The sequence below is a fragment of the Cytobacillus solani genome (assembly GCF_001420595.1).
GTDB lineage: Bacteria > Bacillota > Bacilli > Bacillales > Cytobacillaceae > Cytobacillus > Cytobacillus solani.
In genome coordinates this window covers 809,361-823,229 of the sequence record NZ_LJIX01000006.1, presented here as the reverse complement: position 1 = coordinate 823,229, position 13,869 = coordinate 809,361, and the positions used below count along the sequence as shown (strand labels likewise).

Annotated in this window: 14 protein-coding genes and 15 tRNA genes (1 of these 29 cut by a window edge); 1 reads left to right on the top strand and 28 read right to left on the bottom strand. The window is 36.6% G+C overall.

Going from position 1 to position 13,869, the window contains the following annotated elements; genetic code table 11:
* Positions 1–202 precede the first annotated feature (202 nt).
* The 6 genes from AN957_RS05870 to AN957_RS05845 all read right to left on the bottom strand — a co-directional run bounded on the left by AN957_RS05870 (position 203) and on the right by AN957_RS05845 (position 4,652).
* Positions 203–640, bottom strand: a complete 438-nt coding sequence (locus AN957_RS05870) for a YhfM domain-containing protein (RefSeq protein ID WP_056682804.1) — start codon at positions 638–640, stop codon at positions 203–205.
* A 53-nt stretch (positions 641–693) separates the two neighbouring features.
* Positions 694–1,161, bottom strand: coding sequence for a DUF2691 family protein (locus AN957_RS05865; protein WP_053477438.1), 468 nt, complete (start codon positions 1,159–1,161; stop codon positions 694–696).
* Between the two features lie 654 nt (positions 1,162–1,815).
* On the bottom strand, positions 1,816–2,385 hold the full coding sequence (locus tag AN957_RS05860; protein WP_053474632.1) for a hypothetical protein: 570 nt from the start codon (positions 2,383–2,385) through the stop codon (positions 1,816–1,818).
* A 55-nt stretch (positions 2,386–2,440) separates the two neighbouring features.
* Positions 2,441–2,950, bottom strand: a complete 510-nt coding sequence (locus tag AN957_RS05855) for a DUF3916 domain-containing protein (RefSeq protein WP_053474631.1) — start codon at positions 2,948–2,950, stop codon at positions 2,441–2,443.
* A gap of 140 nt (positions 2,951–3,090) precedes the next feature.
* Positions 3,091–3,480 carry a DUF5071 domain-containing protein gene (locus AN957_RS05850; protein ID WP_053474630.1) on the bottom strand — a complete coding sequence of 130 codons (390 nt, stop codon included), beginning with the start codon at positions 3,478–3,480 and terminating at the stop codon, positions 3,091–3,093.
* 116 nt (positions 3,481–3,596) lie between these two features.
* Positions 3,597–4,652: a DUF1835 domain-containing protein gene (locus AN957_RS05845; protein ID WP_075209090.1), complete on the bottom strand. Its 1,056-nt coding sequence runs from the start codon at positions 4,650–4,652 to the stop codon at positions 3,597–3,599.
* 139 nt (positions 4,653–4,791) lie between these two features.
* On the opposite strand from AN957_RS05845, the gene AN957_RS05840 reads away from it, so the two are divergent.
* Complete coding sequence (locus AN957_RS05840) at positions 4,792–5,541, top strand: AAA family ATPase (RefSeq protein WP_056682797.1); 750 nt, start codon at positions 4,792–4,794, stop codon at positions 5,539–5,541.
* 53 nt (positions 5,542–5,594) lie between these two features.
* On the opposite strand, the gene AN957_RS27540 is transcribed toward AN957_RS05840, so the two are convergent.
* The 22 genes from AN957_RS27540 to AN957_RS05740 form a co-directional block, all read right to left on the bottom strand.
* On the bottom strand, positions 5,595–5,735 hold the full coding sequence (locus AN957_RS27540; RefSeq protein ID WP_156319081.1) for a hypothetical protein: 141 nt from the start codon (positions 5,733–5,735) through the stop codon (positions 5,595–5,597).
* Positions 5,736–5,774: 39 nt separating this feature from the next.
* Positions 5,775–5,906 carry a hypothetical protein gene (locus tag AN957_RS28765; protein ID WP_256376282.1) on the bottom strand — a complete coding sequence of 44 codons (132 nt, stop codon included), beginning with the start codon at positions 5,904–5,906 and terminating at the stop codon, positions 5,775–5,777.
* A 27-nt stretch (positions 5,907–5,933) separates the two neighbouring features.
* Complete coding sequence (locus AN957_RS05835) at positions 5,934–6,815, bottom strand: helix-turn-helix domain-containing protein (protein WP_053474628.1); 882 nt, start codon at positions 6,813–6,815, stop codon at positions 5,934–5,936.
* Between the two features lie 239 nt (positions 6,816–7,054).
* On the bottom strand, positions 7,055–9,388 hold the full coding sequence (locus tag AN957_RS05830; RefSeq protein WP_231690108.1) for an ABC transporter permease: 2,334 nt from the start codon (positions 9,386–9,388) through the stop codon (positions 7,055–7,057).
* Positions 9,389–9,398: 10 nt separating this feature from the next.
* On the bottom strand, positions 9,399–10,160 hold the full coding sequence (locus tag AN957_RS05825) for an ABC transporter ATP-binding protein (protein ID WP_056682795.1): 762 nt from the start codon (positions 10,158–10,160) through the stop codon (positions 9,399–9,401).
* A gap of 114 nt (positions 10,161–10,274) precedes the next feature.
* Positions 10,275–11,540 (bottom strand): HAMP domain-containing sensor histidine kinase, encoded by a 1,266-nt coding sequence (locus AN957_RS05820; RefSeq protein ID WP_053474626.1) that lies wholly within the window; start codon positions 11,538–11,540, stop codon positions 10,275–10,277.
* Positions 11,537–12,226: a response regulator transcription factor gene (locus tag AN957_RS05815; RefSeq protein ID WP_053474625.1), complete on the bottom strand. Its 690-nt coding sequence runs from the start codon at positions 12,224–12,226 to the stop codon at positions 11,537–11,539. The genes AN957_RS05820 and AN957_RS05815 overlap by 4 nt, the downstream gene beginning before the upstream one ends.
* Before the next feature lie 265 nt (positions 12,227–12,491).
* Positions 12,492–12,573 (bottom strand) — tRNA-Leu (locus AN957_RS05810).
* Between the two features lie 23 nt (positions 12,574–12,596).
* Positions 12,597–12,682: transfer RNA gene (locus AN957_RS05805), tRNA-Leu, on the bottom strand.
* A 34-nt stretch (positions 12,683–12,716) separates the two neighbouring features.
* Positions 12,717–12,790 (bottom strand) — tRNA-Cys (locus tag AN957_RS05800).
* A gap of 11 nt (positions 12,791–12,801) precedes the next feature.
* A tRNA-Gly gene (locus tag AN957_RS05795) sits at positions 12,802–12,876 on the bottom strand.
* Between the two features lie 4 nt (positions 12,877–12,880).
* Positions 12,881–12,955: transfer RNA gene (locus AN957_RS05790), tRNA-Gln, on the bottom strand.
* A gap of 50 nt (positions 12,956–13,005) precedes the next feature.
* Positions 13,006–13,081: transfer RNA gene (locus tag AN957_RS05785), tRNA-His, on the bottom strand.
* 29 nt (positions 13,082–13,110) lie between these two features.
* A tRNA-His gene (locus AN957_RS05780) sits at positions 13,111–13,186 on the bottom strand.
* 9 nt (positions 13,187–13,195) lie between these two features.
* A tRNA-Trp gene (locus AN957_RS05775) sits at positions 13,196–13,269 on the bottom strand.
* A 9-nt stretch (positions 13,270–13,278) separates the two neighbouring features.
* Positions 13,279–13,362: transfer RNA gene (locus tag AN957_RS05770), tRNA-Tyr, on the bottom strand.
* Positions 13,363–13,378: 16 nt separating this feature from the next.
* A tRNA-Thr gene (locus AN957_RS05765) sits at positions 13,379–13,451 on the bottom strand.
* A 10-nt stretch (positions 13,452–13,461) separates the two neighbouring features.
* Positions 13,462–13,537 (bottom strand) — tRNA-Phe (locus AN957_RS05760).
* Between the two features lie 12 nt (positions 13,538–13,549).
* Positions 13,550–13,626 (bottom strand) — tRNA-Asp (locus AN957_RS05755).
* A gap of 3 nt (positions 13,627–13,629) precedes the next feature.
* Positions 13,630–13,703 (bottom strand) — tRNA-Met (locus AN957_RS05750).
* Between the two features lie 36 nt (positions 13,704–13,739).
* Positions 13,740–13,815 (bottom strand) — tRNA-Val (locus AN957_RS05745).
* Positions 13,816–13,821: 6 nt separating this feature from the next.
* Positions 13,822–13,869: transfer RNA gene (locus AN957_RS05740), tRNA-Glu, on the bottom strand; it runs 27 nt beyond the window's last position.

Below are 13,869 nucleotides of genomic sequence, written 5' to 3'. Positions count from 1 at the left end.
ACCAAAACATAATCTCAGTCCAAAAATTTCTTAATTCCTTTTTCATTATTGAATCATTTTATACAGTTATTGGTGTTTTAACTTAAATTATTTCCCCACAAAACATTTAAAACCAAAATATATAGCGTGAAAATAAAAAAATGAGTTAACACAGTTAACCCTTTCTTTTTTAATACTCCTATTGTCTGGAAAGCTATTGAGTTCATTCTTCGGAAAGTATCAGCTTTCTTAACTTCTCTGTCATTTGCGGAGAAGTAAGATAAACAGAGTCATCAGTAATATACATAAACGTACTCTTTTCATTTTCTTTCCCTAGCCATAAATGAATGCCATGTGTTGGCAATTCCCCTTCGTTTGATTCGTATTCCACCATTACATCGTACTCAGGTTCAGATATATCCGCCTTCCCTGGCTGCTTACTAGCAGTTGTTATGGCCTTTTCAAAAATATCTAAGGATTTCTTATCTTTGAAGGACAAAATAATATCTTCATTCATCCCTCCGAATCCCTCTGATTCTGAAATTTTAACCTCTGAAATTTTTTCATCTAAAAGAACCATTGTTTCAGCTTGCTGTGTTTGACAAGCTGCCATAATAATTGCAGCACATATAATTGATAATATTGAAAATATAGCTTTCATGTTGCTACACCACTTTCTTTTTTGTTCACTATTAGATATTTCGTAGCCCTTCTTTACCAAACAGATAATCTTGTTCTTGTGTCATGATCATCAGTGATGTATTGAATATTCTCAAAACCAAGTGACTTTGCATTTTGATACAACGATTCAATATCTTCTTTTTCTTTACAATAAATTGTTACATAGGCACTATCGACAATTAAAAGCACCAATTGGCATTTACTGTTTACAAACTCCTCATATGTCTCAACATTTCTTAAACTTTCTCCACTTGGAAATGCCTTTAAATCAGCAAATATTAAATAATATGTATTATTCTCCAAATAATCTCTAAGACCCATTCCAGCCATTCCGTTTAATTGTTGTGGAAAAAGTTCGTCTGCTAATTGGTCTTTCACAACCAAATAGGACTCTACATTCTCAACATGCCAATTTAATTTGGACATCTCAATAGGTTTTAATATCTTCCCAAGGAAATTTCCATATTTATTTGGTATCTCAAAACTGATTCCTCTCTTCATAATTATCACTTCTTTCATCAAACTCAACTGGAATCATAAAGAAACCCCCATTTCTGATCTTCCCTCAAGATTTCCAAAGAATACTGCTATATAATAAAGGAAAATCACTTACATGAGGTGCTGCACTTGAAACTTCTTGTTCTATTTCTTGCCATCAGGCTTTGCCTGTAATTGTCTAATTTTCTCTTGGGGGACTCTTATGGGCTAAGCCATTCCCAAGGAGTGTGATGGCAAGTGAAACCGCATCAAAAAAATCGTAGTCGTTCATATTATCGACATCATCGAAACAGAGTCATTCAACGCAAAATAAAGATTGCCAAACAATTAGAATGGCAATCCCGCTTCACAGGATATTTTGCAAAAGGAAAAGTACATTGTTCATGCTGGATGTGTACTCAGAAAACAAATAGAAATGGATATCCTCATTCGCAAATCATGCAACTGGAACGCTTAGAAAGTCTACTATGTGATTATTTTAATGAAGGAGAGTTTTAATCCTTAAACTGGGCAGGGTGATATTTCTCCCTGCTGCTCCTTTATTATCAATAAGCTAACATTTATAACTGGACCATCATCCGTTTATACCTCGATAAAAATTAATCCTTAAAACTAATTGTCCTATAATAAAACTTTAAAAATTGTAAACAAAGAAGTTTAGACAATTGTATTTTGAGATAAAAATAGTTGATACATTAAACATTCTTCATCAATAGATTTTGCAATTTCAAACGCATCTTGCTGATTTTTTTTATTGTTAATGATCTCGTACATAAATCTAATCACAAACATTAACGATGAATTCCCATCAATATAATCGTCTGGTGCTATGTAAGAATGACAGCCACATTCAAGGAATGCATTTGCTAATTTTTCTTCTCCTAACGTACATCCATTTGCAATGATTTTTATATTTTTTAAATTTGTATATCGCTTTACATCATGAAAGTCAAAAAACTCTCCTCTTGGTTCATCAGGCTCATAGACTTCTTCTCCCAATTCTGGCATACACAATCTTCCCTCATCTCCATGAAATGCCAAGATTAAATAATCACACCTTTTATCCAGCTCTTCACCAGATAAGACATCAATTAAATCATTAGGTCTCCCAATCCAATGTACTGTAACCTTTGCTCCAAAATATTCAAGTGTTGAACGCATAGCAAATACCTCCATATCACAATTAGGTCCAACAACTAATGTAATATATAACTCTGGTCTACTCACTTTATCTCACTCCTTGCTTCAAAAAGTTTTTTTACCTATGAACATAACTTTTCACCTAATCTAATTCCCCCACAAACCAAATTTCATTTTCAAACAGTTCCCCATCTTCATCCGTTATTTCTTCTCTTATTCCTAAACAGCTCATACCATGAGGAATTGATAGATCCCATTCACTTGCAATGTTCCTTTCAATGGATAAAGGGATCCACTTTTGGTAATCCTCATTTCTTTCAAAAAAACCTTTAAAATGGCTGTCTCCAGAAAAAACGATGATTTGGCTATTCCATAAATCAGGTAAATCAATTGCCACAACCATCCTAAAACTCTGGTTAGATTGAGGTTTTATTCTCTTTAAATGCTCTGCTCTATCTAGCAATGTCTGTATACATAGGCGTTTTATCGCTTTAGGGGATTTATTTGAAGTGATAGAATCTTGTGCAACTGGTAAATGAAGATGCCAGTATCCATTATAAAATTCAGAAGGGAAATTCATCGTTTCCTGTTCCATTCTGTTTACCATACTTTTCGTTTTACGTTTCAGTCCTCGGATTTTTTTGTCAGACATATTCCGTTCTCCCTATGTTTCTAATAAATCTCAATATAAGTGATATTTTTCTTTTACTAACTATATTAGGAGGTTCATCCTCCTTGTAGTAATAAAAGCCTGTTATACCGTTGAGAAGCATGAACCTCACCTCTCCTTACTCATTCAATCGTCCGTAAAATCTCCATCGCTGTTTCATCAAGCTCTTCTAATTTTTCCCCAGCTGTTGGTCTTTCAACAAGTCTAATTAATTCACTCTTTAAATCCAGCCTTACAACTTCAGGCAATCCTTTGATTAAAATTTCTAGACACCAATACTTCCACACATCATCATGTGTGGCTAAAACCTCTTTAATAAGCGGAACTATATCATTCGGGAATGTTAATAGCAGCTCTGCGACCTCATTGGCAATCGGCCCATTCATATCCTGAATCCATTCCATTAGACCTGGCAGCAAAGGCAAGAGTTCTGTTCGATCCATTTTCTTTAAGTTGTACACGCTATCAAAATCACGCTTATTCTTTGGCAGGAAATCAGCGTAATGATTCATTTTGCCCCCCATATTTTCATGCAATGATGCCTAGCCCACTCCACATAATCTGATGACTGTACTGTATCTGAATATTTCTTGTAAGACAATTCTAAAAGTTCTATTTCTATTCCCCCTCACAGTGGGAACCGTACACTATAATACCGCATCGCTTTCAAATTCCCTTCCATCTCAAAAACGCCTTTTTCTATTAGCTTTCTTAGACGATATTCGAAAAATTCATCCCCCATATATTGGTCTAAATGCCCGATCACTTCTCCTATTAATCTTGCAGATTTCATAAACTCTTCATGTTCTTTTACGCGTTCTCGCTCTATCTGAAGTTTTTTTGCCATATTGATCATATACTGGTCATAGTAGTCCTCACTGACACTCTTTATCTTTTCATTTTGCCAAACTCGCAAGGTTTCCTCAGTTTCCGCAAGATCTATCCACTCATCTTCAAGTGCCTTTCTTTCATCTTTTGACATAGATGCACTTGATTTACTTTCTTCGTAAATAACTTGTAATTTTTCTGGGATGATTTCTCCTGTCTTTATAGCTATGTATTCGATATCAGGCCGATTAAATTTTTCCGCAGCCATCTTGGTTGAATTAATCACTTTAATGTCATTTATTTTATTCTTTAATAAGTGAAGAACATATCGGAGTCCCGTTTGTTCATGGGAATTTTCAGCCACCCATATGGTTATCGGCACATCCTCTGGAATAGAAATTATTTGATTAATCGTCTCATAGAATTTCTTTTGATAATCTCGAAAATCGTCATTTTCATCATTCATAACCTTTTGCATAAAGCCAAATCTTGCTTCCTGTCCTGCCTTTTCATGTAACCTCCAGATTGGACCAACCGAGAACATGTCCCAAAAGGAAATGACCTTTTCTTCTTTAGATACACCCATTTCCTTTAAAGCATATTTTAAAGACCCTGCCGGGGAATCACCGAAAAGAATATGGATCATTTGAAAATTCCCCTCTTGACTCATTTCCGCCCTTTCTCTTGATCTATCGAAAACCATATCATATATATTTTCAATATCACTTACAAACTCTTTCTCCGAATACTCTGTTTCTCTCAAAAGATTCATTCTTAGAAGGACGTGAAAGAGCAGTGATTTCGCTTCCTCTTCTGGCAGCTCCTTGATCGCTTTTTTCAACTTATCTATTTCCATATGCTGTACCTCCTGAATATACCCAATTAATTTAAATCTATCGGTAAAATTAATCTATTAATAATCATTCTATGTTATTATTTGTTATTAAGAAAGTCATTTGTAAAATACTTCAAAATAAATACAGAGGTGATGTTTTGTGGAGGAAAATCATTATATAAGAGGCTTAAAACTAAAACGTGACAGCATCGCTTCTTTTAACAACTATCCCTTTCATTTGCCAAGCATAAAGACATTAGATGAACTATCCTTTCATCCAAATGTAACCTATTTCGTCGGCGAAAATGGGATGGGCAAATCGACCTTATTAGAAGCGATTGCGATTGCAGCTGGATTTAATCCAGAAGGAGGTTCCTTTCATTTTAACTTTACTACCTTTAATTCTCACTCCCCGCTGGAAAAACATATTAAGCTGATCAAAGGAATCGAAAGGCCCCAGGATGGATTTTTCCTTCGTGCAGAGACCTTTTATAATGTGGCAACGAACATAGAGGAATTAGACAGGGAACCAGCACCAGGACAAAAAATTATTGATTCATTCGGAGGAGTATCACTGCATGAGCAGTCATATGGAGAGTCCTTTTGGGCAACATTTGTGAATCGTTTTCGCGGAAACGGCATTTATCTATTAGATGAACCAGAGGCTGCCTTATCCCCTCTAAGACAGCTATCCATGTTAGCCCACATGGATGAATTAGTCCATCAAAATTCACAATTTATTATTGCTACCCATTCTCCAATCATCATGTCCTATCCAAATGCTAAAATTATCGAACTTACAGAGGAAGGGGCAAAAGAATCATCGCTTGAAGAAACAAATCATTATAGCATTATGAAACAATTTTTTGATAACAGAGACAGATTGCTGCATCATTTATTAAAACAATAACATCCCATTCAGCCAGGCATTTTCTACATTGCTTTCTACAGGCTGATTTTTTCTCATTGTATAGAATAGCTATTCTTCCCTTTTTTCCTTTGCTTAACTAAATAAACAATTCCAGCAGCCAAACAAAGGATCATTGCTATTTTGATCCCACCAAGATGTAAAAAGCTTTTCATTATAGCCAATAAAAAATTCAATCCCATCTACTCCCACTCTTCAAAAGATAAATTTGCATGTCACCCAATCGATAAGAAATCCTTTAAAAACTGAGCAATCATATTGCCTGCAAAAAACTTTCCAGCGATAATAGCTGCCGCAAATACGATACCCGTGACAATTCCAACCGTTTGTTTTTTTGAATTAAGCATACCATCCTTCCTTTCATAAACTATTAATCATTCTTCAAATGATAAATTGACAGGCTCATCTAAAAGGTCAGAAGAAAAATCAATGTTCGTTGTCGGTATTTGTTTATCAACTTCCTCAAATTTTAATTCATCTATCCACACTTGCCCATTTCCTGAAAGTAAAACTCCAAATGCGATGACTGCGCTATTGTCTGGCACATCCAGAACAATGTGATAATGATTCCACTCATTATTGCCTACAATTGGGCGATCACTCATATTATCAAATTGCAGTACATCCCCAAGAGAATCATCTACACGCATCCAAAATCCACAGAATCCATCAACATCTCGGGTTTTTATAAACCCTGACAGCTTTAATCTTTTGCCAAGATACTTCTCTGCCTTAAACTCCTGCATCATAGTTGCAAATTCACCTTGAGAATGGACGGTAACTGACTTTAAGAATCCCGATGCCTTCCCTTTATGAAAGATTTCTCTATCAATTCCCATCTGATAGTTAAATGGATGACTACCACTTAATGTCCACCCTTTTAATAGCTGTTCATTTTTCAAGCTAATTTCCTCCTTTTGTAAAGTCAATTTACTCATCATTTTACGATAGTGTCCTGGCGGCAATTGATAAAACTTCTTAAACGAACGAGTAAATGATTCTTGAGTTTCAAAGCGATAATAGAGAGCAATATCGATGATCTTTTCATCCGTATAAAGCAGCATATTTGCTGAGTTAGCTATTCTTCTATATCGAATATATTCAGAAGCAGTCACGCCAACCTCCTTATGAAAAATACGATGATAGTGATACTTTGAAAATCCTGCATACTGAGCAACACGTTCTAAAGATAGCTCTTCATGTAAATTCATTTCTATATACTCAATTGATTTCTGTATGATGGGACTGTAGCTCATTCCATGAACCTCCTTACTAATAAGATAACAAAAGAAAGCACATTTTTTTTGACATATATTGCTTTGTTTAGCCAATCCTGCAATTTTTTTACACAAAAAAAAAGAGAGAGTTCTTACTCCCTCTATTAGTTGAGTATACGCTACGATAGGTTTGGTAAAAAAACCACTTCCCTTATTTTTTAGGAAGTGGTTTTCGCTTTTGAAAATAATAGTTTAATTACTAAGTTCATCCATCCATTCTATTCTGCAATTAAACCGTAAGCAGAAATCTTCTTTATTCTTCGTGATACAATCATTGAGACAATGTTAGCTAAAATAAAGATTCCTGCGCATATCATTAGAATAATAGGTACATGAATGATAAAATCCAACCGTTTTACCCCTGCACTTGAAAGTAATATGGAAAGCATAGGATTAGTAAAAAAATAGCCAAGCAGCCCACCAATGACAACTCCTGTAATGATGACAGGCAGAAAACTGATTGATATTTGATTCATCAGCTGAATCGTTGAATAGCCTATTGCTTTCATCACACCAAACTCTTTTTTACGCTTTATAATCATCGTTTTAATAACCAGGTACAGAATCATCACAACAACTAAAACGGTAATTGCCAAAACCATCAGCATGACAGCAAACACGGCAGCTGTATACATACCTGTTTGGCTCTCTATATTTTCATCGATATCTAATGTTTCAATTATAATATCCCCATACTGTTCATGGACATTTTTGATAAAGTCATTGTTTGATATACCGTCTAGATAGACATAAAGGGTTGACCCTTTATAATCTGAACGTAATTGTTGCATTCCTCCCATTGTTAATGCGGCTACCTGACCTGAATTACCAATGGATTGACTGATGCCAGTTACTAAATAACTGCCTGCTTCATTCCCAAATTCTACTTCAACCGTATCCCCGATCCCTTTATTGATTTGACTTGATACAACCCAGGAGATGGATATTTCATTTTCAAACTTCGGCTGACGCCCTTCATAGACAATATTATTCTCTAACTGGTCATAATGATCAGTAACGTTTGTATAGACAGTTTGCCCATCAATTCTTGTTTCAATTAAGTCGAAAATATTTACTTTCCTTACATGATCCATTTGCTCTATGTTGCTCAAAAGTCCTTTTGTATCTGCATCTGGCTTAACAGCTATATATATATTAGCTGGTTCTGCACCGAATAAGTTAACAAATGCCGTTTTATCTGACGCTATGTTATAATAAAGAACGACTGAAAAGATGGAAGCAAAAGTTAATGCAATCATGATTAAAAGAATCATCACATTTTGTTTTGCATGTGCCAGCATTGATTTAATAGCAAGTAAGAAATGTAGACTCCCTTTTGCTTTCTCCAAAGGAAAGTAGTTTTTTCTAAAGCTGTGAGTTTGAATACCCCCACGAAGTGCCGCAACAGGAAGAATTCTTCGAACTCGAATAGCCGATAGTAATGTAACGACTACAACAGAAAATGTAACAAGGAAAATACTGACTAAGTTAATCATAATATCAACTGTTTGATGCCAGATTAATCCTGATAAGGATGAAATAATCCCTCCGAAGAACGGCATTAGAATATATGACAACGCAATCCCTGCCACACTCGCACTAAATGCAATTAAGATAAATTGTAAAATAATTGATGCTAGAATTTGCCTGCTTGTATAGCCAATCGCTTTTAGTACTCCAATATTCGCCATTCCATCTTCAATGCTATTTGAAACTCGGAATTTAATAACAATTAGGGAAACAAGCACGATAATGGCTGCAAAGGCTACTAATATTGTCGCTACGATGTTAATTGTTAATGTATTTACACTCTTCACCAATTCAACATCTAATCCCTCAATATAAGAATTGGTTTCTTCTGTTGATTGCTGAAATTCTTTTATAAGATCATTTTTTAACTTCGATGATTGAGTTTGGTCTTCCGTCATAACAGATAAGACCATACCTTCAGATTGATGGTCTAATTCGTCTACCAATTTTAGATAGGAAGGTTCGGGTAACATAAATTTCATAACGCCAATGTTGTTCGTACCCATCATCGTTGTTTCAAAGAATCCGCCAATTCGATATTCATATTTCTTGTCTTGATAGGTGATGGTAAAGTTATCACCTAATTCATATCCCCCACTTGTCTTAAAACTGTATGGGACAAAAATTTCATTCGTACTCGATGGTTTTCGTTTTTCAACAAGCTTTAACGGTCCCATTCTTCGTTTAGCATCTGCATTAAAAATAATCACACTACTAGACAATTCACCATCGCCAAAAATAAATTTAGCCATGTCTATATTAATACTCTTCTCTTCTTCTGTTTCTGTTACCCCAGGCTGGTTTGCTGTAAATTCCCTAAAATTCGAATGATAGCTTGCTTGATTCATCATAATCGTTACATGAGGATCGTTTAATTGTTCAACTTTCCTATCAAAAAACGCATTTATTTGCGTAATAACCATTAGACCTATATTTAGAAGCAGCGCAGCAACCACAATAAAAATAAATAAGGAAGCCGCAGCAGATTTACTTTTTCTAATATTAGCCATAGCCAGATACATAATATTCAACTTACCACCCCATTTCTGCAAGGAAATGTTTTAGCTTTTCTTGACGCTCATCATTCTCTTTCTCACTGTATGCACCTAACTGCAAGTCACCGCAAATAACACCATCTCGTAAATATAGAATTCGATTTCCGCGCAAGGCTGTTTGAATATCATGGGTTACCATGACAACGCTTTGCCCATTACGATTTACATTCGTAAATACATCTAAAACGCGCTCACTAGATGCTGAGTTTAATGCACCAGTTGGTTCATCTGCGAATAGTATTTTCGGGCTGTTAATTAATGCTCTAACAATCCCGACTCGCTGGGCCTCACCACCAGAAAGCTGAGCAGGAAATTTAAACCATGAGCTTTCATCGATTCCTACCTGTTTTAGCAGTTCTTTGGATTTCTTTACAAGCTCACGCTTATTTTTATTTACTAAAAGACCGCTTGCTAGTACATTGTCAAGTACGCTCATATTGTCTAGTAAATATATTTGCTGAAAGACAAAGCCGCAGTGATTTCTTCTAAAGACTGCCAGTTGATCATTGTTTAATGTTGATAAATTTTTTCCGGCAAAATCGATATCACCTAATGTTGGTTTATCCATCCCGCTAATTGCGTAAAGTAAAGTGGATTTCCCAGACCCTGAACTCCCCATTATGATCGTAAAATCCTCTTCAACTAAATGGATATCTAGATTTTTTAATACATGCTGCTGTATTCCACTGGTAGAAAAGGTTTTACACAGCTTCTCCGTTTTAATAATGGTCTTTTTCACGATTGATTGGCACTCTCCCTTTATAAAAAAAAGACTGTAAAGTAGATTACAGTCTTAGCATACAAAATAAATTCATAGTAAATCTTTAACCAATTCTTAACTAATTCTAAAATTTTAAACAAGCTTGATTTTCAAGACGACTGTAAAACCATCATTTCGGTTGTGACAGCTAATTTGTCCTTGCATGTTTTCCATGAAGTACTTTGATATATAAAGACCAAGGCCTGAACCATTCTTGCCTTCTACATTTTTCCCACGATAATATTTATTAAATAAGAGTGGCAGTTCTTCTTTACTGATTCCTGGTCCAAAGTCTAGAATGTGCAGTTCGAGATACCCCTGATTTATTTGAGACTTAATTGTAACCCTTGTTCCTGCATACTTATATGAATTACCTATAATATTGTCTATGACCTGCTGCATACGGACGACATCCATTAAAATTAGACATGGCGGGATTGGTTCATAGATGATTTGATTGTCATAATTGGCATTTTCAATGATCCCAGCAAGTACTTCACTCGATTCTTCGGTTATTGTTAATTTTAACTGCTGCAGTTCTTCTAGAGTGGCGTGAAACATATCCGTAACAAGTAAATTAATTTGCTCTGCTTTCGAATAAATGGTATTCACTTGCTTAATAACCTTTTCATCTTTTACTTGCATAAGCATCAATTCACTAACCGCTTTTATCGAAGCAACAGGAGTCTTAATATCATGACTTAATGTCGCTACAAGCTCTTTCTTGCTGCGGTTGGATTCATACTCTCTTTGGCGTGCAGCATGAAGTTCCTCACGCATTAAATCAAAACTTTCCGTGAAGGCACCAAAGTAATTGTTCCGTGTTATATTTAAAGGCAGATCTAGATTGCCTCGAGCTACATTCGCAGCAAAATTTTGCAGCTGTTGAAATGGTTTCAATAACTTTCTATGTATATAGAGAAGATATAAAATACCAATCATCATTAATAGACTAAATATCAAGCTGATAGATACGATCAGTTCATTTTTCATTTGCTGCAATAATTCTTGTTCTTCATTACGGATAATAATTTTCCCTACAATCTTATCGTTTTGCTCCACGTCTATAACTGTATCTCTATTTTTTATTGCTTCGTATAAATTGATAAAATGATTACCTGGTGTTTGATAAATCACATTTCCCAAATGATCTACGATAGAGAATGGTTGTATTATGCTGCTGGTGTTAAAAGCTTCCTCGTTAATATGTCCCCAGTTATTTTCAACAATCTTAACCACTTCATTAATGGCTACAAGATCCACTTCTGAAATATTTTTATTCTTTATTATTACTACGGAGATGCTAATTCCTGCACCAAAAACTGCCAGTATCATGACAATGGCCAATTTTATTCTCATTGACTGATATCCTCTAAAACATACCCTGTTCCCCAAACTGTTTTAATAAATTGCGGATTCCTAGGATCCTCTTCAATTTTCTCTCGTAAATGCCGAATATGTACATTAAGGGTCCCATCACCTACAAAGGAATCTCCCCATACATGTTGAAACAATTCTTCTTTTGTAATAATTCGATTTTTATTATTCACCAAATAAGACAAAAGTTTATATTCCATCGCTTTTAATTGAATATCCTCACCATTTACTCGGACACGATGAAGCTTCGTATCCATTTGGATTTGTCCAAACGCTAAAACTTCTTGCGAATTGTTCATGCTGCCACTATATCTTTTTAATACAGCTTTCACTTTAGCCAGTAAAATACTTAATGTATATGGCTTTTGAATGTAATCGTCTCCACCTATATTTAGAGCAATCAGCACATCGTCATCACTAGAACGTGCACTGATAAATAGAATAGGAATCTGCGTTGATTTACGTAATTCTTTACATAAATCAAATCCAGAAGAACTTCCAAGATTTATATCAAGGAGAATCAATGATGGCTCATTTTCCTCCAAAAAACGTTCGCACTCCTCAGCACTTGTCACAAACGCTGTTTTAACCTCAAACATATTAAAATATTCACAAGTTGTTTCAGCTAAAGCAATCTCATCATCAACAATCAAACAATCTAATTTCATAGCAAATCTCCTAGAAAAATACTATCCTACATTTATTTTCCGGACATTTACAGTATATCATTACTTTTTATAAGCAAGTGCAAATTTATGGGTCTTAATATTAAAAAAAGACGCTGATTTTTGCTCATAATACGACTATTAATAACAGTGGATTTAGCAAAATTCACTAGTAAATAAACACAAAAAACCGTTCCCCACATTGTGAGAAACGGTTGATATGACGATATTATTCACGTTAAAATTACTGATTGTTACTAAATGTTGATACCGGTGGTCGGGGTCGAACCGACACTCCAGAAGGAACACGATTTTGAGTCGTGCGCGTCTGCCAATTCCGCCACACCGGCATATTAAATTATTTCTCGGAAAGTGCCGAGGACCGGAATCGAACCGGTACGGTAGTCACCTACCGCAGGATTTTAAGTCCTGTGCGTCTGCCAGTTCCGCCACCCCGGCGTATCTATTTCATAAGCTAATGATTAGTAAATTATGGAGGCGGCAACCGGATTTGAACCGGTGATCAGGGTTTTGCAGACCCATGCCTTACCACTTGGCTATGCCGCCATAAAATAAATTGGAGCGGAAGACGGGATTCGAACCCGCGACCCCCACCTTGGCAAGGTGGTGTTCTACCACTGAACTACTTCCGCAAAATGGCTGGGCTAGCTGGATTCGAACCAACGCATGTCGCAGTCAAAGTGCGATGCCTTACCGCTTGGCTATAGCCCAATAGTTATTCATATTATATGTAACAAATGTAGATTATGTGAATCGTAATATGGGGCGACTGATGGGAATCGAACCCACGAGTGTCGGAACCACAATCCGATGCGTTAACCACTTCGCCACAATCGCCATAATCAATTTATTCATTCATAAAATTATGGGGCGGCTGATGGGAATCGAACCCACGAATGTCGGAACCACAATCCGATGCGTTAACCACTTCGCCACAACCGCCATAAATAATGGCAGGGGTAGTAGGAATCGAACCCACACTGAAGGTTTTGGAGACCTTAGTTCTACCTTTAAACTATACCCCTATAAATAAATGGTGGAGGGGGACGGATTCGAACCGCCGAACCCTAAGGAGCGGATTTACAGTCCGCCGCGTTTAGCCACTTCGCTACCCCTCCGAAAAAGTGTGAGACATGCCGGCCAGAGGACTTGAACCCCCAACCTACTGATTACAAGTCAGTTGCTCTACCAATTGAGCTAGGCCGGCACAATATAAATGGTGGCTCAGGACGGAATCGAACCGCCGACACAAGGATTTTCAGTCCTTTGCTCTACCGACTGAGCTACTGAGCCACTATATAAAAATGGCGGTCCGGACGGGACTCGAACCCGCGACCTCCTGCGTGACAGGCAGGCATTCTAACCAACTGAACTACCGGACCAGATTGCGGGGACAGGATTTGAACCTGCGACCTTCGGGTTATGAGCCCGACGAGCTACCGGACTGCTCCACCCCGCGATAATCTTATTTCCATATGTACCTATCAAGTAAATATGGTGGAGGATGACGGGATCGAACCGCCGACCCTCTGCTTGTAAGGCAGATGCTCTCCCAGCTGAGCTAATCCTCCTAATAATGGTGACCCCTACGGGATTCGAACCCGTGTTACCGCCGTGAAAGGGCG